This window comes from Ruminiclostridium sufflavum DSM 19573 (assembly GCF_003208175.1).
Taxonomy (GTDB): Bacteria; Bacillota; Clostridia; order Acetivibrionales; family DSM-1351; genus Ruminiclostridium; species Ruminiclostridium sufflavum.
In genome coordinates this window covers 46071-71596 of sequence record NZ_QKMR01000024.1, presented here as the reverse complement: position 1 = coordinate 71596, position 25526 = coordinate 46071, and the positions used below count along the sequence as shown (strand labels likewise).

Genomic DNA, 25526 nt, shown 5'->3' with positions numbered 1-25526 from the left:
ATAAAATTAAACTTGTTTATTTCTGATTTTTCGCAAAATAGGCCGCGGCTTTTTTTAATATTTCATTTTCCTCTTTAAGGTTAGCTAATTCCCTGCGTAGGCTTCTTATTTCATCATCTTCAGGCTTAAGGTTACCACTGCCTGGAAAGGCACTTGAACCATCCTTTTCATAAGCGATTAACCAGTCTCTTACTGTTGAGTAATGCACTCCAATTTCTTTTGCCATTAAGCTGGCTGTTGTTTCACCTGCTAATATTTTTTCAACGGTCTGTTCTTTGAATGCTTTATCAAATTTTTTTCTCTCAGTCATTTGAATCCCTCCATGTTTTTATTATATAGGGATTCTTTGTGTCCATCAAATCGGATTAAGGTCACTTTTATGGTACTAAAAAGACCTGTTTTATCAGTTCAATTTTTGTTGGTTGCTGCAATATTGTTGCATTTTTAAATTTTAATGTCTTGTAATGTGGAGCTCCCAATCAGAGTCGAACTGATGACCTCATCCTTACCATTGCATCAATCTTCACTTGCTGTTATAACATCAGCAATTTTACTAATAGCTTTTTTATGTGTCGCATCGAACATATGGGTATATATTTGGCTCGTAGTTCCTACCTGACTATGCCCTAAAGCTTTACTTATATCAAATAGATTAATACCAAGTTCATTAGCGATACTTGCAAAGGAATGCCTAAGACCGTGTAAGCGGATTTTCGACATAAATCTTCTATTTTAACTATAAATCCACATCGCAATCTGTCGAATAACAAAATATCTTCAAAGACTATGGCTTAAAAGACCATGGTCTTTTATAATTTAAGGAGGGGTGTTCAATGTTGGCACGTAAAAGTCGAAAAAATCTTATCGAGAATCAAACCGTAGAAAATGGCCTTTTGAGAGCGGTTGGCTATATTAGGCTCTCTGTGAACAAAGCAGACCAGCCATCGGACTCAATAGAAAACCAGAAAAAGATCATTGTGGGGTATTCAGAAACAAATTTTGATCTTCAGCTTGAGAAATTCTATATTGATGATAATGCAAGTGGACGAGATTTCAACAGACCAGCATTTAACGAAATGATTGAGGATATTCGAGTCGGGAAAATCAACTGTGTCATTGTAAAAGACTTGTCTCGCTTGGGACGAAGCTTGATCGATGTCGGATACTATGTCCAAATGTTTTTTCCTAGCCAGAAAGTACGTTTTATCTCTATAGCAAATGGAATTGATACGCTGGATGGTATGACAAATATAACCTTTGGGAAACTACCCGGTGACCAAATTTCTTTAACCTCACTGATGGATGAGCAATATACAATTGACATCAGTAAAAAGACGCAATCAGTTCTTAAGAATTATATCGAAGAAGGAAAATACGTGGCGCCACGCGCTCCATATGGGTATCGAAAATCAGATAGTGATTGTCATACACTTATTCCAGATGCGGAATCGGCTATTGTTGTAAAAGACATTTTTTCAATGGCTTTGAGCAGAATTAGTATTAATGAAATAGTTCGGCGTCTGAACACAACAGAAACCCTTAACCCAATCAGCTATGCTGTATCACAAGGACTTAAAGGGAATTATAACCGAGGAAACGGTTTGTGGAATAGCCGTACGGTCAAGGATATTTTGATCAACCGGACATACGTTGGAGATTTAGAGCAAGGCCATGATAAGTATATTGTTCAGAACACGCATGAACCACTTGTGCCTAGAGAAATCTTTGACACTGTACAGCAATTAATCGCCGAAAATGCTGCAACCAGCCCTAATAAGACCAATGTTCCCCGTGAAGATAATCTCCTAAGAGGTAAGGTGATTTGTGGTTGCTGTGGCAGCAAAATGCAGCGCCGAAAAGGGAGCGGCAATGCAAATTGGAACTTTTTCACCTGTATAAGTAACAATAGATTAGGCGCTGGCCATTGTACGGGCATGTATATTCGAGAGTCTGATATTATGGATGCTATCTTTCGTGAGGTTAAAAGTTATATTAATGACAATGAAGCAGCTTTCATTACATATGTTGATCGGAAAGCTGTATTGGAAGCCAACGAAAAGCAGTTGGCGCGGCAAATTAATGAGCAACATGAAGTGAGCCGAAGTAGGTATGAGAATTTCATTACGGGTATTGCCGATAAAGACGATTATACGCTTGAGCGTAATAAACATGAGATGCTTCGTTCCGAGCTTCAGAATATCAATAATCAAGTTAAAGGGCTGCATGGGAAGCATGAACAATATCTGCTATTTTCCAACGCACTCAATCACAAAGAAAAGATTAGTCAATTGATAGCGCATTACATATTAAATGTATCAGTACTCGCTAATGGGCAGATCAATGTCGAATGGAGAGATAGACTAATTGTAGAGGCTTGACGAAATAATACAAATTTTCTTGCTTTCATTCGGAATCCCGTATATAATGAAAATATGTGCAGAATTATCCAATTGCGAGGTTAGGTATATGGAATATATGACTGCAAAAGAAGCTGCAGCAAAGTGGAATATATCTGAACGCAGAGTACAGGTGCTTTGTGAGCAGACACGTATTGAAGGAGTTGCTCGCCTGGGTAAATCTTGGGCAATACCTAAAGACGCCCAAAAACCTTTAGACGCTAGGAAAAAAGGTGTTTAATATTAAAAGAGAGGATGTGAATCGAGGAACGTGCATCCATTTTTAAAATGGCCAGGTGGGAAAAGATGGTTGATTGCAAATTATAGACATATTTTCCCGGGCGCATATAACCACTATTTTGAGCCGTTTCTCGGTGGAGGATCTGCTTTTTTCTCTTTGATGCCGCAACAGGCTACTATATCTGACATCAACGGTGAGTTAGTAAATACATATCGGGTTATGGCGAGAAATCCAGCGCTGTTACGTGAGCGATTAGTTCAACACCAAGAACACCATTCCGTTGATCATTATTATACAGTAAGAGCAAATGTACCTAATGATGCTATTGGGCGAGCTGCCAGATTTCTTTATTTAAACAGAACATGCTTTAATGGAATGTATCGTGTTAACCGTCTCGGAGAATTTAATGTGCCAATTGGCACGAAACAGCAGTTTATTGACGACGTAGCTAATTTTGAAGAGTATGCAGAGGCATTATACAATGTTCATATACGAAAACAAGATTTTGTTGATACGATACGCGAAGCTAATGAAGGGGATCTCGTATTTGCCGATCCTCCATATACAATAGCCCATAATCAAAATGCGTTTATTAAATATAATGAACGGTTGTTTTCTTGGAAGGATCAGAAAAGGCTTTTAGCTGCTCTCGTCAGAGCGAGAGTCCGTGGTGCAATTATTATTGCTACAAATGCTGATTATCCTCCTCTAAGAAAAATGTATGAAGATAACCAATTTATTACTCATCCAGTAGGCCGATTTAGTTCCATTTCAGGATTAAGGGACGGTCGTGGCATACAAAATGAACTTTTGATATCTTCACATCAAATTAACCTTTAAAAGGATGACAAAAATAATTTTGAGGATGTTCTAATGCTTGACTGTCGGCCACCTCATTAAGGAGAGAATAGTATGGTTCGTATTGCGTTGATTAGCGATATTCATTTTGGGTTATACTCAAGAACAACTGAATTTTCTGTCCCAGGAGAACCCATTCAAGATGAGAATACAGGTGCAGTGTCACTAAAGAATAGTCTGATTTCTATTCTTAAAGAAGCTAATGCGCAATATCTTTGTATAGCCGGTGACTTGACATCTATTGGAAGCCCTCAGGAATTTGCTTTTTGTGAGGATACTGTTACTTCAATAGCGCAGGAAGCTGGCATATCCAAAGACAACGTAATATTTGGACTGGGAAATCATGATATTGATTGGAAAATATCTGAATTGTATACTTCATATAAAGATTATTCTTCTGATTTCCCACATGAATTAGTAAAAGATAAGTATCGCAGAATTGCAGCAAGCGCGTCATTAATTAATACTTCATCTGCTTTAAAATTTAACCGTAATGGTCCAGCGCCTTGTTCTGGAATTATTGAGAATGATGATTTTATAATGTTTATTCTGAATTCTGGTTGGTGTTGCACACAAGACCAAGCGGTTTCTCATGGTAAGCTTAATGTAGATCAGTTGAATTGGTTTGAAGAGTCAGTAAAGCTATACAGAACTGATAAGCGTTGGAAAATAGTGCTTATGCATCATCATCCATATGCTTATAGTTACCCAACGCCTATTTTTGACATATCTATGCTTGAAGAAAGTGGCCATTTTCTTGATATTGCAGGAAAAAATGGTATTCATCTTGTACTACATGGTCATAGACATCACCCACGTGCCGAGACTACACAAAAAAACGAATGGATTAATCCAATAACGTTTGTTTGCGCTGGAAGCCTTACAGTTAATTCTAAACATAGGAGCAACGGAGATATACCAAACACTTTACACATTATTGAGTTAACCGACGATGTTGGTGTGTTAAAATTATTAAATTATCAATATTCTCCTGCCCAAGGTTGGCTCCCTATAAAAAACAATTGCCCAGAAACACCATTAGATTCTGAAATGATGCTTGGCAAATTATTTAGCGAAGATGAAATCAAGCAATCTATTGGAAATTTAAAGGCGGATACGCCACTCTCGTGGAAAAATTTGGATGAAAGCTTGCGCTTTTGTGGGATTGATGATCTTAACAGGAGAATAGACGAAATTTTGTCAAGCACTCACAAAATGATAGGCCTTTTTCCTAAAGATGTTGTGCTGATTAAGAATGGAGGTGCATTATGAATAGGCTTGCTAATTTCATAAAAGATTCTGATCGGCAAAATCCTTTCAGTGATAGCCAGGCACGCAATTTTTCTGATACAAAGGTAATATGTGAGTTTTACCCCATATCTAACTATTGGTCACTATTTAATGATCAGCACGAAATACTTTTAGGAACACGCGGAAGCGGCAAAACTTTTTTGTTAAAAATGATGCGCTATTCTATGCTTAAAAAGATTCAGGATCCGCAAGCAAAGCAATTGGCCAGTCAGAAAAAGTTTATAGCACTATATATTCCAATGTACTTAGAATTTGTTACGCATTTGACAAGTTTGGAGACATCGGAACAGCAGCAGATTCAACTCTTTCAATTTGCATTTAACTGCTTGTTAGCGCAATCATTATTAACCGAGCTAACTGCCATATTGGATGAGGAGCCTGATCAGCTGGTACGTGCAAGGACAAACTTATCCTTAACAATGGATTTAAACATGATGTGGTTTGATGATGAAGCTAAAGGTATTTCTGATTTGTTTTCATTGACAACAAAGTTGAATAAACTGTTCTATAATTTTGATATAAAAAATAGTGATATTAACACCGTACCACCTGTTTTTAGAAGACAAATAGGCTCTTCTATATTATCTGTCAAAGAATTAATTGCAAAACGCTTGAATTTATCTGAAGATCCAACTTGGATTATATGTATTGATGAAGCCGAGTTTTTAACAGAGCCGTTGCAAAAGTGCATTAATAGCGTGTTTCGCTCAGATTCAAAACGGATGGCATTAAAAGTTGCTACGCTTCCTTATTATCACAAAACATTGGAGACATTGGAGCCTAATATAACCGTTTCTGCTGGAAACGATTTTAGTTATCGTGTTGTGGATATGAAATATAATAGTATGGATTTTCGGAATTTAACAAATAATCTATGCTCTCATAGATTAAGGACTCGCTTTGATTCCGAGTTTAAAATAAAAACAGTGGAGGAGTTTGTAGGTTCTTGCGGGAAAGATGACCAAATTGATTACTATCGGCAAGAAGTAGGCTTAGAAAAATCATCTTATGATTTTATTACAAAAGAAATAATCAATGAATTTTCTGAAAAAAGAAAGCGAAATGCTGATACTTATCCTAATCCTAGGAAGACAGTATACGATAAATTTGCACCAATCTTTTTTACTCGCCGTATGTTCATGTTATCGAAGCAAGGAAATACCAAGCCTGGATGGTACGCGGGGGCCCAAATGATACGAAAAATTTCGCAGGGGAATCCTAGAGCGTTTATCCAAATAATGAATAACCTATTTGAAAAAGCACGAACCAGCGAATTAACCCCTAAGGTACAGCATGGGGTTCTTTATGAATATGTTGAAAGTCTTTGTGAATCTACCCAAGCACTTGAAATGTATGGCCCTTCAATATATAGAGAGCTTGATAAAATTGCTTCCATACTGCATGACCGTGTGCATAAATCTGACTTGATATCAGCTGGGTGCAATTTTACCTTAGACTATCAAAACGATGATTCGTTTTTTCATGCGAAGAAGTGGATTCAGTTGGCGATCGCATATTCCAGACTCATTGTAGATGAAAACACCCTAAAAAATGGCATTGATAAAAATACTCAGTATTTATTATCTAATACTTATGCGGCAAAATATTGGTTACCTATGAGAGCTGATATTTCACCTCTTAAAGTAAAAATAGTTGACAACCAAACACATACTTATACCGTGAAAATGCCAAGAGAACAGACAAGAAAAACCGAAAATGAACAATTGTCATTTTTTGAGGAGGGGCTTCTATGATGATTATTGAAAATGCAGAATACAATAAAGCTTGTTTTAAAGCGGATGATCTGTATATTTTTGCTGTTGGGTATGAGCATAGATCATATTACTTTCATGACCAGCTCGTATCAAGTTTGTGCAAATTCAAGGCAATCGTTTTTACATTTGACGATTACAAAAACTATGAGCATACTCGAGATAAAATTGAAGAGTTTGAAAAAGATGGACTCCCTATATATATAGAAAGCTATTTTAATTATCAAAGTGTGCAAGAGAAAATTGTTAGTGAAATAAAAAATGCTATGGCAGACAATGATTCAATTACTGTGCATATTGATTATTCTTCTATGCCCAGAAGTTGGTATTGTAAATTGCCTATTTTACTACGGGGCATTATCAGAGAAGTTGACAAGGTCTATTTTTGGTATTGTGAAGGCGAATACCCTTCTAGTTACGAAGAATATCCTAGTGCCGGAATAGATGCATTTTCATTTTTTTCAGGAAAGCCTTCCTTACAAATTGGAAACAATAGAATGCATATTTTGGCTCTTGGGTATGATGCAATTAGAACACAGGCAATTGTTTCGATAACCGATCCCGATTATCTCATTGTTTGTTATGCATATAATCCGGGTCGCAGAGGCTTTTCTGAAAGTATAAAAAAAGTGAACCACCATATTTTTTCAAGGGCTGCAATATCTCTGTCACTTCGTTTGAATGATTTTTCATTTATGTTATCAAAATTGCGTGAAACAGCAAATGAATTGCTTCCAACCGGAGATGTTATTTTAATACCTGATGGGCCTAAACCATTAATATTTGCCATTTCACTAATTCCAGATTTATTGAACAAAAACGGTGTTACTTGCCTTCATGTATCCAGAAATAGTAGCCACTTTGAAGCGATTGACGTCATGCCTACAGGAATGATCTATGGTTTTTCGATGCAACTTGAATAATAAATTGTTTTTGATAAAGCCATAAGATATAAATTGAAATATCTATGGCTTTATTTTTCGGTGTGTACTTGACATATGGGTGTCTTAAATCATGTAATCGAAGAGGAGGTAATTTATTATCATCAATAATTTTTTTGAACAAATCACTTAGATAGTTTGGTCTATAAGGCTCTCCATTTTCCCAAGCCATTATATACCCTTCATCATTATAAGCTTCTACTAATAAGGCTTTTTGCTTATTCTGATTTTCTTTTATTTTATTGAGAAGATTAATTATTTCATCAGGAGCATGAAGTGTTCTATGCGATGATCTATTCTTTGTTCTCTTTGCAATCGTACTTTTCCCAGCCTGAGTCCTTGCTTCTGCAATAGTAATTTTTTTATTTTTCAAATCTATGTTATCTCATTTCAATCCTGCAATTTCTTCACGCCTTAATCCTAACATTCCCGCAAGCTTTACCACTATTTCCATACGGTTATTTTCCACCAACAAAAATAATGTTTTTAGCTGTTCAACACTATAAAAATTCATTTCATTCTTTTGCTCTTTAATTGGTTCAATCTTATCTAACGGATTCTTAAGAATCTTATCCTCATTTACTGCATGCTTTAAAGCATCTTTCAGTAAATCATAATGTTTTCTTATAGTGTTATTGCTTAACCCTTTATCCTTCTTATTTTTAAAATACTTATTTATTATGACAGGCTTTAATTCTTGTAGTTTATAACTTCCCAACCCATCTATAAAATGATTATTTATAATGTTCCTATAGCCATAAAGAGTGGTTTCTTCACACTTAATAGATTTAATATCATTTAGCCAGTATAAAAGCCATTCACCCAAAGTTTGAGTAGAAGGAAACACTAATGTACCTTTAACCTTATCTGCATTAAATTGCTTTAAAGCCGTTTGTGCATCCTTCTTCTTTTCAAAGGTTTTTGTAGTCTTAATCCTCTTACCTGTATTATCCTTACCATAATCCATAGTTACGTAATATAACTTCTTATTATCATCATAAGCAATGTTTTTTTCAACTGCTATTCTTGCCATAATATCACCGTTTCCTTGTCTACCTAAACAATATTTACAGTAATATTTTAGCATTGGTTTTAGTGTATGTCTACCCATATGTCTACCAAAAATATTTAAGCAAGACAAAAGCCGCTATTTTAGCGGCTTTTGTTGTCTATAAACCTTGCTTTTGATACAATGGCACGATTATCGCGGGATAAATCAAGCGGTGCATTTATTATACCTCGGGTGCATTATGACACGAAACCAATTATGCATAAAAATGTGTTCCAAAACTATGAGTCACATCCTTAATTCACTAAATGGCTTTTATCTGATGAAAGGTATTATAAATTAACTTTGTGCAATTGGGCTGTCAACTTCCACACGCACCTCTGGAGCATCAACCTCAATACTAACTTGATTCTCTAGACGAATATGCTCATAGATTTCGATATTTTCATCTATAGCTTCAAAACTAACAGCAATGGCATACTTAGCTTTGAAAAGACTACCCCAACCTTTATGTCCACGAACAGCAATACAAAAAGTTTCATCTAACTCACTGGCATTTATTATACACCAATCTTTTTGCAGCGTTTGTCTTGGGCGGGCAAAATCTTTTATTGTTCCCCAATTTTGTCGTTCATGAATCATCCATGGGAATTGACCATCATCTTGTCCTGTTGAATCGGCTTCAAATATCCGTGCTTCAAAATCTTGCCTTGATTCATTCTTTTTACTGCAAGTCCAATCTAGCCAAGTAGATAAATAACTCCGATGACTTCGCCGAGTTCTCTTTGGCTTTGCAGCATATGATAATGTAATTTCAAGTAAAACATTATAGTTTTCACCCACATCACGAAGTTCTTGCGGAACATTGACAGTGAAAATATGCGCTTCTTTATCACCAATCTCTAACGGATCCATCGAAACCAGTGTTGCTCTATAAGTATTGTTATGTGTTGCTCGGTTGACATCCGGCAATCCGTATCCAACTCTACGCAGCATCTTTTGTGACTCGTCATTTTGCAAAAATGTACTTATATTAGGCCATCTTGCTGATTGTGCAATTAAAGCACGATAAAGCAATGCAGATGAATTGGGCAGTGTTTTTTGTATTTCTGCAGCAATAAACGAGACCTTTGGAGCAGCAAATGATGTCCCAATATCATCCTTTGCATGTGCAGGTCCTTGAGGCGAACGACGAATTAAATCTGGGCATACTTCTTCAGGCGTTGTTAAAGTAATATCATGACCACTCTTGTTTATTACATGTGTACCGCCATATTCCACAACATCCGGCTTTATACTATCCCATATTCCAGGTCCAACACGCGTGAATGATGATGGTTCATTTTTCTTACCCATCGTCACTGTATCATTATCCTCAAAATCAGAATGAGAAATTGATCCAACAGTTAACGCTTGAAAACTTTGTGCCGGATTAGAAATTTGCGATAACGGTTGCCCGAGATAATCTGGATACTGATACCCCGCCTGTATGTGTGCCTTTATAACTTCTGAGACAATATTTCCTGCTGCTTGAATAAATAATACATCATTTTCATAAGAAACTTCATCTATTTTAGCAGCCCAAGCCGACATATGCTTAAGCTCATAAAAGGGCTTTTTCTCCCCAACAGAATGATTAAATATTTTAGTTTTATTATCTGCCTCAACGGAAAATAAACGTACAGCTTCGTCAATTATACCCTCACGACTAACATTATCGAAAAGGCCATTATTGCCGTCTAAAATTTTGATATTCCTAACAAAACACGGCAGTTGATATGACCCATTTGCAGGAACGCCATTTGGATAAAGAATTGCACCTGCAACCCTTGTGCCGTGTCCTCCGTAGCTTACTTCATCTATGACACTTGTTTGCCCCGGGATTAAACATTTTGAATCTGACGAAACTATTGCTTTTTCAAGATATATATGATTTTCTTGAATGCCACTATCTATTACACATATAATTGGACTATCCGAAGTTGGTTCACTAATAGATAACCCATCTGGTATTTCCTGCGCATTTGAAGCTGCTACATCGCACATGACTTCCGCTTTGAACGCAACCTCGAAAATAAATGAATAATTAAGTACAACATCACGAAGACCTGTTCCTGTGATTTTCAAGGTTACTGAAAATGAATCGCCATCTTCTATGAACGATGAAAGAAATTCACCACCATAATAACTTACAATGTTTTCGAGTTGCGTTTGCCGTTCCATTATAATCTCGTCAACCGCTTGCTGATATTCCAGCATCTTATCTTTCACTCGATTGTTGTAATGTTCTTCGGTTTCATCTTTGCGAATACTTGGCAAATTGGGAGGTGAACCTGTTCCAGCACAACCAACAGACATATCAACGGTATAAAAAGTTGAACTATTTAAATTAGACCACTGATCATATAATTCTTTTGACAATATTCGTTTTAATCGATCGTCGTCAGTATGTAAAGCGTATACCTTCGCAACATTTCCTGTTCTGAATTTATTGTCAACAAACCCATCAATCTTTTCCAAAAAATCCGCAAGATCAGTTTGCTCCGAAGATACAATAATAAAACCCTCGTCAAGGTCACAAACGACCTCAAATCCCAATCCTCTCAAGAATTCAACATCGGTGGTTGGCTCAATTTCAAGCAAAAAAGGGACACCACCATCAATGGTTGGTAAATTCAGGTTACTTCTTTCGCTTTGCCTATCTTGCCAAAATCGTGACAAACCTTGCGCCTGCGAGCGGATTGTTTGTCCATGTCGTTGACGATTATTTTTATTTTGGGCAGTTATTTGCTTGCCGGGTATGGGGGTTTGTGGATATTTTGCTTGCCCTGTCTTTTTTACCGGCAGTGCCAAGTGCACAAAATCGTTTGTACCAGCCATTTAGTTCCCTCCTTTGGATTAAAATTTCAATCCCTCTGTTATTGCCTGTTCAAAATCAGCAAATCTAACATTTTTATTTCCTGCTAATATACTGTACTTCGCAGCACGTTCCGCAGTTAAAACAACATTTGCATACGAATAACCGTCCATTTTTTCAGCAATATTATGAAGATTTACGCTTTTATCAATTGCAATAGCCGAGAGTGTCATTTTTAACAATTTCTCCCGCTCTTCGACCTGCGGCATAGGAATTTCAATAACATCATCAAAGCGCCTAAAAAGAGCTTCATCTAACTGTATCCTCAGATTGGTTGTTGCTATCACCAGCCCCGGAGCGTTATATTCATCGAGAAGAGTCAAAAGCATATTAACAATACGAGGGACCTCGCCAACATCTTGTGTTGAAACACGTGACTTTGCAATAAAATCACATTCATCCAGCAGTAGGACAACAGGCTCTTTTTTACAGTAATCAAATACAGCACGTAAGTTTGAAGCAGACTCGCCAAAGTATGATGACAGCAAAGCATCAAAACGCACCTTAAGAAGAGGCAGTCCCAAATTCCATGCGATTCGCTCGGCACTCAGCGTTTTGCCACAACCGGGAGAACCATGAAGCAATATTTTCCTCTTTGGTGTAAGATTATACTTTCCAAGACGCTCCCTTGCGGCATATTCTTTTTCTATCGATAATAATCGATTTTCAACATCTTGTGGAAGAACCATATGATGCTTCAGCATCTCTCTTGAAACAAAAGAAACCAATTGAGAATTATCACGTTTACTTGATGGCAATGAAGATATACCTAAGCCATTCCCATTTGCTGGCTTATCACCTTGAGTGGAAAATCGTGGCTTTTCTGTCACAGATATATGTTCGAGCGAATCAGCCAGCTTACCATGTCCAAGCTCACGCTCTTCATGAATTATTATGTTTGCTATTTTTTTCAAAGAAACAATATCTTCTGAAAAAATTGCTTTAAACAAACGTTTAAAGAGATCCGCTTTCATGATTCACCCTCCTTTGCTTCAGCCCCACCACTTCGCACCCACTCATCAACCTCTATAATCTTAAACTTCCAAAGCCGACCAATCTTATGTGCAGGTAAGTTCTTTTTATTTATCCATTTGATGGCAGTGTCTCTGCTTATCCCGAGATGTGTACATATTTCAGTCATAGAAAGCCATCTGCTTTCGTCATTTGATATACTCATTATACAACTCCTTTCACAGGATTGTGTATATGGACATAAATATGCTTATATAGTATAACACATCGCACTCCGTTTGTCAATGCTAGTAATACATATTAATCACGATTATTGTTGATTTATTCGTAATTTTGGTTGATACTGAGACTAATATTAAAATAGTTGTAAAGTGAAAAGTTCGCAGAAATGGCATGAATGCCATTTCTGCGGGCATCATTATTTCATTGGTTTTCTATATCTCCACCGTGACCTCGCTGTTGTCCTTAAAGGTAACCGTCATTTTGCTTTCCGAATGGACGGTCACCGATTCGACAGTGGCAAGCCAGAGTTTTTCATCAAACTCGGTAAGCAGCTTATCGTGGCGTTTCATATTATCAAGGAAGCGTGTTATCTTTTCCCGTTTGGCGGTGCGCTCCAGCATTTTATCGTTGATTTCAGCAATGCCATTCTGCGCGGCTTCGTAGCGTTCCATCAAAGCGGTATATCGATGGTTGTATTCATTCTGGTCGAGAACGGTGCGGGCGTTTTCTTCCACGCATTTTCTCATAAGTTCCATGACGATATCGTATTCGCTTTTTAATTCCGCTTGCCTTTTCTCAAGAGAGGATGTGTCGGTCAGCGCCAGAACTACCGTCTCGTAATCCTGTAGAATCTCGCCCTTATTTTCAATAAAGCTATTGAATGCCTCCACAAAAGCCTTCTGTAGAGCCGTTTCATAAAGGTGAGGCGTGTCACATTTTTTGCCTTTGTATTTATGGTTGCACTGCCAAATGGTGCGCCTGTATTTGCTGGTGGAATGCCAGACTTTCGAGCCAAATGCAGTGCCGCACTCGCCGCAGATGATCTTGCCGGAGAACGGGCTGTCGCTGGCTTTGTACCCTTTGTTTCCTTTGCGCTGACTGAGTTCGTACTGCACCATTTCGAAGGTCTCAGGCGTGACGATAGCGGGGTGGCTGTTTTCTACATAATATTGCGGAACCTCGCCCTCGTTGACTTTCATCTTTTTCGTGAGAAAATCCACGCAGAAGGTTTTTTGCAAAATCGCATCGCCCTTGTATTTTTCATTTTGCAGAATACTGAGAACGGTGGTGGACTGCCAGACCGCTTTGCGCGCCGGTGTCAGGATACCGCTCTCGGTGAGATGCTTTGCAATCCATGAAGGCGTTTTCCCTTCGAGGAACAGCCTGTATATCATCCGGACGGTGACCGCCTCGGATGGCACAATCTTCGGCAGACCATCCTCTCCCTTTTCGTAACCGAGAAATTGCTTATACGGAAGAGTGATTTTGCCGTCCTGCATCCGCTTGCGCTGTCCCCATGTCACATTTTCCGAAATGGAACGACTTTCTTCCTGTGCCAGCGATGACATGATGGTGATGAGAAGCTCGCCCTTGCTGTCCAGCGTGTAGATATTTTCTTTCTCGAAGTAAACCTCCACGCCTTTTTCCTTAAGCTGCCGGACGGTGGTCAAACTATCAACCGTGTTTCGGGCAAAACGGCTCACCGATTTTGTAATGATAAGGTCAATCTTGCCGTCCAGAGCATCCTGTACCATCTGCCTGAAGCCGTCGCGCTTGGCAGTGGAAGTTGCCGAAATGCCCTCGTCGGTGTATACCTTCACGAATTCCCATTCTTCGTTTGCCTGTATATGGCGGGTGTAATGGTCAACCTGTGCCTCGTAGCTGGAAATTTGCTCCTCGGTATCGGTGGAAACACGCGCATAAGCTGCCACACGCTTTTTCACATATTCCGTACTGAACGGAATCAGTTGTAAATTTACCCTTGGCGGTATTACCGTAACCCGTACCTGACTCATACGCGCTTCCTCCTTTTCCTGTTGATTTCGTGCATGCGCTGGCGAGAAGCCTCGCGCAACTCGGGCGTCATGCGGTCGCGGGCAGCTTGCTTCATCTCGTCCGTCCAGCTATCAGCGCGGGAGCGGTCGTGCCAAACCCTCTCCACAAAACGACCATCGTGGAACACGAACACCAGCTTGTTGGCTTCCGGCACTCGTATCTCGGCAATCCGATCCGTAAACGCCTCAGTTTCAAAAACTGCCAAACCGAGAGCCGCGGCGGTCACCGTATGGAGGATGTCCTCGGGAATTTGCTTGGCGTGGCAGTAATCCTTGCCGTCTTGCAGGAAGGTGGAGCATTGCCAGTACGGTTTTCCCGCCGTGACTTTCCGTTTGTAATTCTTCCCACAGCTTTCGCATACAATCTTTCCGGAGAACGGATACTTGTTCGGCGTTACATCTTTTTTGTTTCCAAAGCGGTTCCTACGACGCTCCATAATCTCCTGCGCCATCTCAAAGGTCTCCATATCAATGATGGCGGGATGTGTATCCTCGGAATAATACTGCGGAAGCCGTCCTTTGTTCCAAACCTCTTTTTTCGTCAGGTGATCGGATACATATTTTTTCTGCAAAAGCGCGTTGCCGGTATATTTTTCATTCTTAATGATCGCCACCACGCGCTCTGCGTTCCATGTCCCGCCACGCAGGGCAGGTACGCCCATCTCACGCAGTTTCTTAGCAATCAAGCTGCCGCCCATACCGTCGATATAATCCTCAAAAATCATCCGGACGATATCCGCCGTCTCCGGATCAACTTCCACCTCGCCTTTTTCGATACGATAACCGAACATAAACCGCAGGCTGACAAGCTCGCCCTGTGCAAAGCGTTTTCTGATTCGCCATTTGCAGTTTTCTGAAACCGAGCGGCTTTCCTCCTGCGCGTAAGAAGCGAGGATGGTGAGCATCAACTCGCCATCCCCGCTGAGAGAGTGTATATTCTCTTTTTCAAAATAGACATCAATGCCGAGCAGCTTTAACTCCCGCACGATTTCCAGCATGGTCACCGTGTTTCGCGCGAACCGTGCGATGGACTTGGTAATGACCATGTCGATTTTGCCGTTTCTGCAGTCCTTTATCAACCGCTGAAACTCCGGTCTGGCATCCTTTGTGCCGGTGAGCGCTTCGTCGGCATATACGCCGACATACTTCCATCTTGGTATTGGCTGCGCTATAGGTTCGAGTTTCGTTATAACTCGCATAAAAAACCCTCCTTTCCGGGTGCTTGAACCGAATGATTCAGCATTACATTCATCACTCTGAAAGCCCGAAAAGTCAAGGGTTTTCGGTCGGTAAAGCGCCAATTACAGGGCGACATTTCGCCTTGTAAATTGTATCAATTTTACGGTAGTCTTTCTCGGTGATCAGACCCTTGGAGAGCATTGCACGGGCAAGTGCCATTGCCGCGCCATAATTCTTTTCACGGTCAAACTGCTCATTGGTAATAAGCGCACCGCCTCTCCGAAACGGTCGGAAGTATAGCAGGCGTGACCGCAGTATTTCCGGTTCGGGTTGCCGTAGCTGATAAATTCCCTGCCACAGTAAGCACAGGTCAGCCGATGTGAGGCTTTTCGGTTTGGCTGATTCCGGTTGCTATTCCACCAAGCATACCGGCACTGGTCGCTGCAAAAAGTTCTGCCTCTTTGCATAATGACATCTGGTTGCCTACACTGGATTCAAAATCTAATCATCTTCTTTTCAAGCCTTTTGGACTTTACTTGTTAATTTTTTTAAAGATATAAATTGACAGGGATGCGAACACGACAGTTGAAATCAAGATAAAAATAATACTTGATATAGGTGAAACGATATTTCCGTTCAGGCTGTAAACAACCCCATAATGGAGTTTGTATGTATCAATCGAAGCTGTCGTGTTACTGAAAACTAATTGCATAGGTCTTTCCATCATAACCTGTCTTAACAATGTTGCTATATGGCTTAATGGAAATATCTTAATCAAAAATTGAACGGGTTGTGGGAATACACCCATCGGGAAATATGCCCCTAATAAAAATCCAATTAAGGTTCCCACAATTGTATTTATTGTTGAAAAAGCGCGTTGTGTTTTAACCAAAAAGGAAATAAACAAATTCATACTGCTTGCAAGTAGCAATGATAATATAAGCAATCCAAAAACTTTCATGGTTTCTGCAAATGTAAGAAATTCTCCTCCGGCGGCCTTGATAAACAACTCACACAGAAAGAATGCAATTGCAGTAAATACAAGTCCAATCAACATGGCATTGATAAGATAGCCCCACTGTATCTTATTTCTTGATAAGGGTGTCGCCAGAAAATCTATATCTTTTTGCCTTTCCTTATCCCAAACCATTACACCAAATGCGGTGAGTGTTGTCGTTACGGTACAGATCGTTAGTAAGCCTGCTACCATATGAGTGTCAGCCAGCCAGTACATAGCGGGTATATTGCTACCTACAATGTTCTCTAACTGTGACAAATTCTCTTGTCTTAAGAAAAGGGCATAAAGTGCTATCAGTATTCCTACCGTCAAAAGTGCAAAAACAATTTGCACCCTGTCGCGTCTGAAAACTTTGTTGTTCCGATTAACCAAGCTCAATAGTGCTTTCATTTCGTATAATCCTCCTTATTATCACCAACCAATTTCAAGAACACATCGTCCATGGTGCCTTGTATCATTTCAAATGAATCTATATTTTCCTCCATCGCTTTTAAAAGCGCTAAGGCTTCCATGCTGCTTTGTACATAGATGGTGTAAAAATCTTTTCGGGTTTTATAGGAGATATGGGAGTTGTTCAGAAATTCATCTGCTTGTTCGCAGTTTTTGAAAGCAACTCTCAGTTTATCTTTTGCGTATTGCTCCTTCAGCTTATAGGCGCTGCCTTCCGCAATAATTTCACCCTTGCGCAGTATGATAATATTGCTGGCAACTGTTGCTTCTTCCATATAGTGAGTAGTGAGGAATACTGTCATTCCTGTGTCTTGTTGGAGCTTCTTAATTGCGTCCCAAACAAAAACCCTTGCCTGGGGATCAAGCCCTGTACTCGGTTCGTCTAAAAATAGAATATTAGGACGGTGTATCAAAGCTCTTGCAATATCAACCCGTCGGCGTTGACCGCCGGACAATGTACCGTATTTTTGCTTTTCAATTTCATCAATGTCCAAATAGTCAGATACAAATTGATAATTTTCTCCTAACGTTTTTGATGATAGACCGTAAAAATCCCCTCGCGTAAGTATGTTTTCCCTGACAGTTAATTTTTCATCTAATAGGCTTTGCTGAAATACAATCCCTATGTCTTTACGAATTGCGTCATTCTCTTTTCCTAAGTAGTGATTGTTAATAACAACTTCGCCCTCTGTTTTATCCAGCAAAGTGCAAAGAATATTGATGGTCGTACTTTTTCCGGCTCCGTTCTGTCCCAGAAACGCAAAGAGCGTACCTTTTTCAACCGAAAATGTGATGCCTTTTACCGCTTCTAGGTCACCATAACTTTTTTTCAAGTTATTCACTTGAATTATTTGATTCATAAGATCATGTCCTTTCATACGCAGTGATTTTGGATATCCCTCATATTATTGAATAAATTCATTCAATAATATGATAGCACGTATTTTTGCGCCTGTCAATAGGATGAGTAAATTTATTCAATAAAAAAGCAGAAAAAAAGGCCTTCCTTATCGGTAAGCCCTCAGGTTTTTATTTGTATAAGTCTTGCCAGCTATTTCCTAAATCATTTGGTGTTTTAATCTCTAAAGATTTAGTGAACATATCTTTCAAAAAATCCAGATAAGAAACAAAATATTCTTTTGTATTTTGAGATGGCATAGTTGAATGGATTGTATGAATAATTCCATATGTGAAGAGTCGGGTGGTATATTCAACATTGCTGCAGACAAAAGTTCCATCAGAAACTCCTTGCTCAATAATCGGAATCAACACATCAACCATGTTTTCTGCAACGTTGTCCAATCGACTGGCTCGGATGGCCTCGTCTTCTTTATAGCTCGCTTCATAGTCATGGTGTTTAATAGTGTATTCAAAAATCCTCTTTAGTACAAGATTGAATTTTTCTAGTGCAGACAGATTGCTTGACACCGGAAGCTTAATTTGCTCAACAGCCTGCTGAGCATAATATTCAGATGTTGCGGCAAAAAGTTCTACTTTTGATTTGAAATACCGATAACAAAGCCCGGGGGAAACATTCATTTTTTCTGAAATATCCTGCATCGCAGTATCAGTATAACCTTTTTCTGAAAATAGTTCTAATGCGGTCTCTATTATTTCCTGTCGCCGTTCTTCGGGTTCCTTTACTATTCTTGTCCGTTTGGATCTACTATTTTTCTGTGTTTCACGCATTGCGATTCCCCCTTTGAGCACGCCAATGAATAAATTCATTATAATCTATTTTAGCAGGATTGTCAAGATTATCCCCTCATTTCGTAAAAGCAGCAATTTTGCAACTATAATTCAAAGCTCAATACAGTGCGGGTACATCTTGCCACAATTCGGTTATATGAAAAGTAAAAAGCCCCGTTGCCTTCCGGTACAAACCGGCTGGCAGCGAGGCAACTTCATGTCTGGTGCATTATGACACGTTTCTTTGAACGATGACACGATAGGCGAGTGTAGGAAAACCTCTGGTGCATCATGACACGAGAAGGCGCAAAAAATGCGTAAAAAGTACCTCTCAAAACGACGTGGTTTTTCCTCTAAAATGCAAAAAAGCCCAGCAATGCTGGACTTTTCGGCTTCTCGTCATTGTATCAATAACGAGGTTTAGATTTGGTGGAGGCGAGGGGAGTCGAACCCCTGTCCGAAACCATATCCTCAAGAACTTCTACGGGTGTAGCCTATGCTTTGTGCCCGGTCACGTATCCTTTGCAGGACAATAACCTTGCGTTTCCCTACGACAAACCCCCACAGGCAAGGTTTCGTTTTCGGTAGCCTTTAAAGTCCGATTCAGCTCAAGGCTACGGCTGAATTAGTGCTAGCATTTGACCTTCCTATGCAAAAGGACTGACTTGATGACGCCAGCTACCCCGGGTGCAGTTAACCCGGGACTGACGGGCTGCCCTTAGGCAGCAGCTAAAGCGAAATTATCGTTTTTAGCGTTTAAATTTAAGTTCTCGTTTTTTAAGAGGCCAACGAGAATCCTCTACCCGCTTATCAAGTCTCAACAATCCCGTCGAAACCATTACGCCCCCATGTATAAACTTGGGACTAATAAGCTTTATTAAAACAAAATATTCACTAAAGTCAATTACAGCAAAAGCATCTGCTATAAAGTAGCTTGAAGATATTCTGTCATCCTTTGGAAACTTATACTTTAAAGCAGTTTAAGCTTTAAATTCGTTAAGCTTTTAGACGATAGTACTTGACTTTATCAAGCTACCGCTTACATAATAGCATCTATCCTACAGAACATCAAGCTACTGTTTCTGGAAAATCTATGCATACACTCAACCGAACTATCTGAACTGCTCTTTAATCTTTCGGTCAATTTCTCTCTTTGCGTCACGGGCCGCAATATCATCACGCTTGTCATACAGCTTTTTGCCCCGCGCAACACCCAGCTCTATTTTTACCATACCTCTTTTAAGGTAAGCCTGAGTAGGTATTAATGTAAGACCTTTCTGCTGAATCAACCCAAGCAGTCTGTTTATCTCTGATTTATGCAGCAAAAGCTTTCTGTTCCGTAAAGGATCCTTATTATAAATATTTCCTTGCTCATACGGACTTATATGCATTCCGCTCAGTATTACTTCACCGCCTGAAACAGTTGCATAGCTGTCTTTCAAATTCAGCTTGCCCTGCCTGATTGACTTAACCTCAGTCCCGGACAGCACAATACCTGCCTCAATTGTTTCTTCAATGAAGTATTCATGACGAGCTTTTTTGTTTTGTGCAATTACCTTAAATGATTCCTTTACCATATTATTAACCGCCTGTTGCAAAATAAATCAGATTAAATAACTTAACAATTGAAATCTGATAAAAATAACCCTTTTAATAAAGGGTTGCCAAAAAGTATTTATCTGACATTAAAATTATAGCACCATGCTTCATTAAGGTCAAGTTACATAAAACAGAACTTTTCAAGCCTTCTTAAGCTTTTCTGCCAGTTCATAGGGAATCTTGAGGTTACCTCTTCCCGACCCTATTTCAATTCCGCTCTTGTATGTCCCATGATAATCACTGCCGCCCGTAACCAGCAATTGATGCCTTATTGCCAGCCTGAGCAAATTGCCGGTTTCTTCTTTTGTATTTTCACTGTATATGGCCTCAATACCAGCCAATCCGTATTCCTTCAGCTCTGGCAGAAGCCTGTCAAGCTCATTGCAGCTCATGTTTAAAAGAGCCGGATGAGCAAGCACAGGAATTCCTCCTGCATTTTTAATCAATTTAATCCCATCGGCAGGCTCCAATTCAAGTCTTTTGAAATATGCAGTGCCATTCTTCCCGAGATATTTGTCAAAGGCCTCCTGCATGGTTCTGACATATCCCCTCTCCTGCAGCAACCGTGCAAAATGCGGACGTCCTATTGTATCTCCCGATGCTGTTTCTTTTATTTCCCTCTCGGTAATGCTGACACCCAGCTCATTAAGCCTTGCTATAATCTTTTTATTCCTGTCGTCTCTGCCCTTTCTGATTGCTGTAAGCTCCTTCTGCACATTCATATATTTATTCCCGTTAGGAAAATACCCTAAAATATGCATTTCAGGCTTGAAATTAGTACTTATTTCAAGCCCCGGTATAACCTCAAGGCCAATTCTCTCGCCTTCCTCCAAAGCCTCTCTGATACCTTCAACGGTATCATGGTCAGTCAGTGCAACTGCCGAAAGTCCCGACTCCTTTGCATGGCGTACCAGCTCAGATGGGCTCATACTACCGTCTGAAGCAATACTATGTACATGCAAATCAATAATTCTATCCATGAAAAATCTCCAAATCCGGCTGTAAACTCTTCTCAATTATATTTTCAGCCAAAACACCCATTAAAAACAGCTTCAATTAATATTATAATCCATATTACCGCATATCCTTATACTTCCCAATACTTCTCATCTAAGCATACTAAAGGAGGAAAACTGCTTTTATATATCTTCTGCAATATGCTGTCCATTTTCTTTAAGGACCTGCATGCCTGTTCCTGCGTTATCAAACCTTCCTCAAGTGCATCGGCAAGCTCGTCTGCATCCAGAACCTTCATTGTTCCGTCCGGCATCAGCTTAACATCAAGCAATAAATCTATTAAGGTGTACTGATCTATATCGTTGTCATATTTTACATCTATAATATCACAATACCAATACGCAAACTTTTTATCAGCATCATAAAACCTGCTTATTTTAATGCCTTCTTTTAAAAATGTATATGAAATACCGCCTGAAATATCTGCTCTTGGCTTTATAGCCTTCCATCTGGTAATCAAAATCTCATCATCTCTGAATAACATTTCGTCACTGGAAATATCCACTGTTTCAAATGGAATATAACGTGTTCTTAATATTTTTGGCTTTCTCATGCTCTCTCCTAAACTACTGAAAAATTTATTTATTGTTATTATACATTAGATAACTGCATTTTTGAAGGAAAATCATCCTTAACCGTAAAAAAATACATAATAAATAATTTTATTTTAGTAATATTTGCTTATATGCCTCATTTAATGTATTTCCCATTTCTTTGCTATCAGCGGCATAAATGGTATAATATGTATACCGTTAATGATTCCCAGCTGCCAAGGAAGCACCTCTGTCCGAATAAAATTACCGTGCAATTCTGCAAGATGGCAATAAGACTTTATTACCTCAGAATGCCGCAGAGGCTTTGTAAAATATTGGCTTGGCAACTGATAATACAAATTTATTTACAAGGAAGGTAGCTATGAAGCAGGTTAAGTGCTGTAATAATTGTGAGCGGGGGGTTTCCCTGCATTTAACAAAGGATATTCTCTGTAAATATCATGGAGTTGTTACGCCCGATTATATTTGCTTCAAGTATAAAAACTCCTGCGAATCAGCTTCTTCACAGCAGCTAAATTTCAAATGCCTACACTGTGAGTATTTTATGGTTCAATTGGACTCTCCCAATGAGCATCTTGGAAAATGCAAGCTATTCTCAGCAAGAGAATTTGACGGGAATACAAGAAATGCCTGTTCAAAATTTTCAAAAAAAATGCTTATTGAAGTATCCTAATCAGTATAAATTTGATTCTTCAGCAAACATTTCCTATAATTAAATTATACTAAACTGCCGATATATTAATTGCGGTAAAGGTCTATTAATATTCTAAGCCCTTGCCTATAATACGGGGACAGTACTTTAGGCTGTATTGTTTCCCACAGCTTGGGCTTTAAATATATTTTCAGCTTTGGAAGGCTTTAAACGTAAAGAACCTGAAAGTCGGTAGTAATTGACTTTATATATAAATAGAGCTATAGATGCATGAATAATGAATACTCTCGGGTTGCCCCTGTAATGCGGAATTTCATTATTTTGAGTTGGAGGTCAACAAATGAAATTAGATATTAATGCTATATTTGAGCAAAAATTAGCTGATATAAACAGCAGGCTTTCCAGTATTGCCCCAAAATTAACTACCAGCGAAACAAGTTCTGATACTTCTTTTGAAGATTACTTATCTGATGCTGCTCTGTTAGGCCTTGATTCCTCTTCATTAGGCTTGGATAAATCATTACTGGGAGATTATTCTGATTTAACCGGTAATTCCGTTATGAACAATTATTTAAAGAGCTTAATGGAAAAATCCGGAGATGATACAAATATCAATCTGTTAAAAGCACGTAAAGCGCTTGCAAACTCAACAGCCTATATACCAAATGACAAATCAGAATTGATGGAACTGATAAACACAGCCATAAATAATGCCTCTTCCAAGTATGGTGTAGATAAAAACCTGATTCGCGCCGTAATGAAGCAGGAGTCTTCTTTCGATCCTACTTCAATATCTTCTTCCGGTGCCCAGGGCTTGATGCAATTAATGCCCAGTACGGCAGCCTCACTTGGTGTAAGCGATCCATTTGATATTGCTCAGAATATAAATGGCGGTACGATGTACTTGAAAAACCAACTATCCAGTTTCAAAGGTGATGTCAGCTTGGCATTAGCCGCATACAATGCCGGTCCGAACAGTGTGACAAAATACGGCGGAATTCCTCCTTATGCTGAAACACAAGACTATGTTCAAAAGGTAACAGAATATTATAATCAATACAACCAGCTTTCAGCGGCTCAAAAGCAAGACAGCCTGTAAAACTGTAAGACTTTAATTCAGCCTTAAGTGTATTGAGAATTTTTAAGTTATCTAACTCTTTTTAAAAAGTCTATTATCAATATTAATTATTTCCGGTTGTCCTATTGTCACCAAATAAAGGATTCCACCGGGAATATTTTATTTGAGCAGCTTTTCTTATCAGATGCAGCCTGAATTTCCATAAAGTCAATTAAGGTTGAAACCTTCTCCTTCCAGGCGAACATAGCTTTCAAGCATTTATTTTAAGGTTTCAGCGGTTTGGGGGTTAGGGTTTGTACTTCAGGAGGCTTTCAGCCGATAGTAATTGACTTTGTACATACATGTTCTGCAATTTAAAAATCTATTGTATTATATTTCCAAAACAAATATAACTGAATCAGCAAATTTTATGCACATCATCCACATATTTATCCACAGCTACGAAACTCCCGTTTTTTCTGTATTTTGAGATATTTCCACATAACCCACAAATTATATACATACTTTTATTCACAGCGAAACCGTTGAGTCCTTAAATCCGCTAATTTCAGGCATTCCATAATGTCAGTATACTTTTTTAAAATAAGCTCTGTTCTTTGTATACATTAATAATACAGCAAAGCAAAGTTTTTTTATTATTTCCCACAGCTGTGGATAACTAACTGCTCTTAACCTTATTAACTAAATCTTCCCGGCAAAAGCTCTGTTAAATAATAGCCATATCGGTATAATTGCTTAAACAGAATTTAATTACTATACTATTTTTTACCCCAGCCTTAATCCGGGAACCGCATTTAAATCCATACCTGCCCGTTTCCCTTTTATATACTCATAATAAGCGGCACAGCCTATCATTGCTGCATTATCGGTACATAAGATCAGGCCCGGATACATTACCTCTATGCCTTGCTTACCGGCTATTTCCTTCATATCATGTCTAAGCTGTGAATTGGCTGCAACACCGCCTGCCAAGGCTATCTTACTGATATTATTTTTCTTTGCCGCTGCTATAGTATTTTTTACAAGAACATCCACAACAGCCTGTTGAAAGCTCGCTGCAACATCAGGAATGTTTATTGCCTCGCCCGTTTGCTCCAATCTGTTTAAATAATTCAAAACAGCTGTTTTTAGTCCGCTGAAGCTGAAATCCAATGTCCCGTCATCAAAATAAACTCTCGGGAACGAAATTGCTCTACTGTTACCCTTTTGTGCATACTTGTCAATCAGAGGGCCTCCCGGATATCCCAACCCAACAGCCCTTGAAATTTTGTCAAAGGCCTCGCCTGCCGCATCATCCCGTGTCTGTCCAAGTATTTCAAATTCCCCGTAATCCTTTACATGTACAATATGGCTATGTCCTCCTGATGCCACAAGGCATATAAACGGAGGCTCCAAATCCGGATATTGCAAATAGTTTGCTGCAATATGCCCCTCAATATGATGTACTCCTATCAATGGTTTCTTAGCGGTATAGGCAATTGCCTTGCCGGCAGTTAACCCTACCAGTAAAGCTCCTACAAGACCGGGACCGTATGTTACCCCTATAGCATCTATTTCTGATAATAATACTCCTGCTTCATCAAGCGCCTGATTAATTACAGGTATAATAAGCTCAACATGCTTTCTTGATGCTATCTCCGGTACTACTCCTCCATACCTTTTATGAAGGTCAACCTGAGTTGAAATTATATTCGACATAATATATCTGCCATTTTTAATAACTGCAGCGGCTGTTTCATCACAGCTGCTTTCTATTCCAAGAATTAATGTATCCATTTTTCTCCTCCATAAACTGCCATGCCAAACCCTTGTCAAA

The 25526-nt window shown here is 39.0% G+C and carries 25 protein-coding genes and 1 other RNA gene; 8 read left to right on the top strand and 18 right to left on the bottom strand.

The window, feature by feature from the left end:
- Positions 1–16: 16 nt before the first annotated feature.
- Positions 17–310 carry a transposase gene (locus tag LY28_RS16355; RefSeq protein ID WP_110463255.1) on the bottom strand — a complete coding sequence of 98 codons (294 nt, stop codon included), beginning with the start codon at positions 308–310 and terminating at the stop codon, positions 17–19.
- A 206-nt stretch (positions 311–516) separates the two neighbouring features.
- A complete protein-coding gene (locus LY28_RS19820; protein ID WP_110463254.1) occupies positions 517–720 on the bottom strand; it encodes a tyrosine-type recombinase/integrase in 204 nt (67 codons plus the stop codon).
- 113 nt (positions 721–833) lie between these two features.
- Between LY28_RS19820 and LY28_RS16345 the strand changes: the two genes are divergently transcribed.
- The 6 genes from LY28_RS16345 to LY28_RS16320 all read left to right on the top strand — a co-directional run bounded on the left by LY28_RS16345 (position 834) and on the right by LY28_RS16320 (position 7501).
- Positions 834–2378, top strand: coding sequence for a recombinase family protein (locus LY28_RS16345; RefSeq protein ID WP_110463253.1), 1545 nt, complete (start codon positions 834–836; stop codon positions 2376–2378).
- 88 nt (positions 2379–2466) lie between these two features.
- Positions 2467–2637 carry a MerR family transcriptional regulator gene (locus LY28_RS16340; protein ID WP_110463252.1) on the top strand — a complete coding sequence of 57 codons (171 nt, stop codon included), beginning with the start codon at positions 2467–2469 and terminating at the stop codon, positions 2635–2637.
- Between the two features lie 30 nt (positions 2638–2667).
- Complete coding sequence (locus LY28_RS16335; RefSeq protein WP_110463251.1) at positions 2668–3477, top strand: DNA adenine methylase; 810 nt, start codon at positions 2668–2670, stop codon at positions 3475–3477.
- Between the two features lie 72 nt (positions 3478–3549).
- Positions 3550–4767 (top strand): metallophosphoesterase family protein, encoded by a 1218-nt coding sequence (locus tag LY28_RS16330; protein WP_110463250.1) that lies wholly within the window; start codon positions 3550–3552, stop codon positions 4765–4767.
- Positions 4764–6560, top strand: a complete 1797-nt coding sequence (locus LY28_RS16325) for an ORC-CDC6 family AAA ATPase (RefSeq protein ID WP_110463249.1) — start codon at positions 4764–4766, stop codon at positions 6558–6560. The genes LY28_RS16330 and LY28_RS16325 overlap by 4 nt, the downstream gene beginning before the upstream one ends.
- Positions 6557–7501, top strand: a complete 945-nt coding sequence (locus LY28_RS16320) for a hypothetical protein (RefSeq protein WP_110463248.1) — start codon at positions 6557–6559, stop codon at positions 7499–7501. The genes LY28_RS16325 and LY28_RS16320 overlap by 4 nt, the downstream gene beginning before the upstream one ends.
- Here the strand turns inward: LY28_RS16320 and LY28_RS16315 are convergent.
- From LY28_RS16315 to LY28_RS16250, 15 genes are all read right to left on the bottom strand, one after another.
- Positions 7461–7892 carry a site-specific integrase gene (locus LY28_RS16315; RefSeq protein WP_110463247.1) on the bottom strand — a complete coding sequence of 144 codons (432 nt, stop codon included), beginning with the start codon at positions 7890–7892 and terminating at the stop codon, positions 7461–7463. The two genes, LY28_RS16320 and LY28_RS16315, sit on opposite strands and share 41 nt — an antisense overlap.
- A gap of 12 nt (positions 7893–7904) precedes the next feature.
- Complete coding sequence (locus tag LY28_RS16310) at positions 7905–8630, bottom strand: tyrosine-type recombinase/integrase (RefSeq protein WP_110463246.1); 726 nt, start codon at positions 8628–8630, stop codon at positions 7905–7907.
- A 237-nt stretch (positions 8631–8867) separates the two neighbouring features.
- Positions 8868–11408, bottom strand: coding sequence for a S8 family peptidase (locus LY28_RS16305; RefSeq protein WP_110463245.1), 2541 nt, complete (start codon positions 11406–11408; stop codon positions 8868–8870).
- Between the two features lie 18 nt (positions 11409–11426).
- Entirely contained in the window at positions 11427–12419 is a 993-nt protein-coding gene (locus LY28_RS16300) for an AAA family ATPase (RefSeq protein WP_242981375.1), read from the bottom strand.
- On the bottom strand, positions 12416–12622 hold the full coding sequence (locus LY28_RS16295; RefSeq protein WP_110463244.1) for a helix-turn-helix domain-containing protein: 207 nt from the start codon (positions 12620–12622) through the stop codon (positions 12416–12418). Before LY28_RS16295 ends, LY28_RS16300 begins: the two co-directional genes overlap by 4 nt.
- A gap of 229 nt (positions 12623–12851) precedes the next feature.
- Positions 12852–14435: a recombinase family protein gene (locus LY28_RS16290; RefSeq protein WP_110463243.1), complete on the bottom strand. Its 1584-nt coding sequence runs from the start codon at positions 14433–14435 to the stop codon at positions 12852–12854.
- Positions 14432–15673, bottom strand: a complete 1242-nt coding sequence (locus tag LY28_RS16285) for a recombinase family protein (protein ID WP_110463242.1) — start codon at positions 15671–15673, stop codon at positions 14432–14434. The genes LY28_RS16290 and LY28_RS16285 overlap by 4 nt, the downstream gene beginning before the upstream one ends.
- Positions 15674–15746: 73 nt before the next feature.
- Positions 15747–15917 carry an SHOCT domain-containing protein gene (locus tag LY28_RS19755; protein WP_340162550.1) on the bottom strand — a complete coding sequence of 57 codons (171 nt, stop codon included), beginning with the start codon at positions 15915–15917 and terminating at the stop codon, positions 15747–15749.
- Positions 15918–16185: 268 nt separating this feature from the next.
- On the bottom strand, positions 16186–17061 hold the full coding sequence (locus LY28_RS16280; protein WP_110463241.1) for an ABC transporter permease: 876 nt from the start codon (positions 17059–17061) through the stop codon (positions 16186–16188).
- Complete coding sequence (locus tag LY28_RS16275; protein WP_110463258.1) at positions 17058–17981, bottom strand: ABC transporter ATP-binding protein; 924 nt, start codon at positions 17979–17981, stop codon at positions 17058–17060. Before LY28_RS16275 ends, LY28_RS16280 begins: the two co-directional genes overlap by 4 nt.
- A 169-nt stretch (positions 17982–18150) precedes the next feature.
- Positions 18151–18810: a TetR/AcrR family transcriptional regulator gene (locus tag LY28_RS16270; protein WP_110463240.1), complete on the bottom strand. Its 660-nt coding sequence runs from the start codon at positions 18808–18810 to the stop codon at positions 18151–18153.
- Positions 18811–19237: 427 nt separating this feature from the next.
- Positions 19238–19658, bottom strand: a transfer-messenger RNA (tmRNA) gene (gene ssrA / locus LY28_RS16265).
- Positions 19659–19922: 264 nt separating this feature from the next.
- Positions 19923–20387, bottom strand: a complete 465-nt coding sequence (gene smpB / locus LY28_RS16260; RefSeq protein ID WP_110463239.1) for an SsrA-binding protein SmpB — start codon at positions 20385–20387, stop codon at positions 19923–19925.
- Between the two features lie 162 nt (positions 20388–20549).
- On the bottom strand, positions 20550–21389 hold the full coding sequence (locus LY28_RS16255; RefSeq protein ID WP_110463238.1) for a PHP domain-containing protein: 840 nt from the start codon (positions 21387–21389) through the stop codon (positions 20550–20552).
- Between the two features lie 107 nt (positions 21390–21496).
- On the bottom strand, positions 21497–21979 hold the full coding sequence (locus LY28_RS16250; protein ID WP_110463237.1) for a ribonuclease FAU-1 family protein: 483 nt from the start codon (positions 21977–21979) through the stop codon (positions 21497–21499).
- 362 nt (positions 21980–22341) lie between these two features.
- Here LY28_RS16250 and LY28_RS16245 point away from each other — a divergent pair, with 362 nt between their 5' ends.
- Both LY28_RS16245 and LY28_RS16240 read left to right on the top strand, forming a co-directional pair.
- Complete coding sequence (locus LY28_RS16245; RefSeq protein ID WP_110463236.1) at positions 22342–22653, top strand: hypothetical protein; 312 nt, start codon at positions 22342–22344, stop codon at positions 22651–22653.
- A gap of 319 nt (positions 22654–22972) precedes the next feature.
- A complete protein-coding gene (locus tag LY28_RS16240; protein ID WP_110463235.1) occupies positions 22973–23731 on the top strand; it encodes a lytic transglycosylase domain-containing protein in 759 nt (252 codons plus the stop codon).
- Positions 23732–24475: 744 nt separating this feature from the next.
- Here the strand turns inward: LY28_RS16240 and tsaD are convergent.
- The gene (gene tsaD, locus LY28_RS16235; protein WP_110463234.1) at positions 24476–25486 is read right to left on the bottom strand and encodes a tRNA (adenosine(37)-N6)-threonylcarbamoyltransferase complex transferase subunit TsaD; all 1011 of its coding nucleotides are present in this window, start codon (positions 25484–25486) and stop codon (positions 24476–24478) included.
- Between the last annotated feature and the right edge of the window lie 40 nt (positions 25487–25526).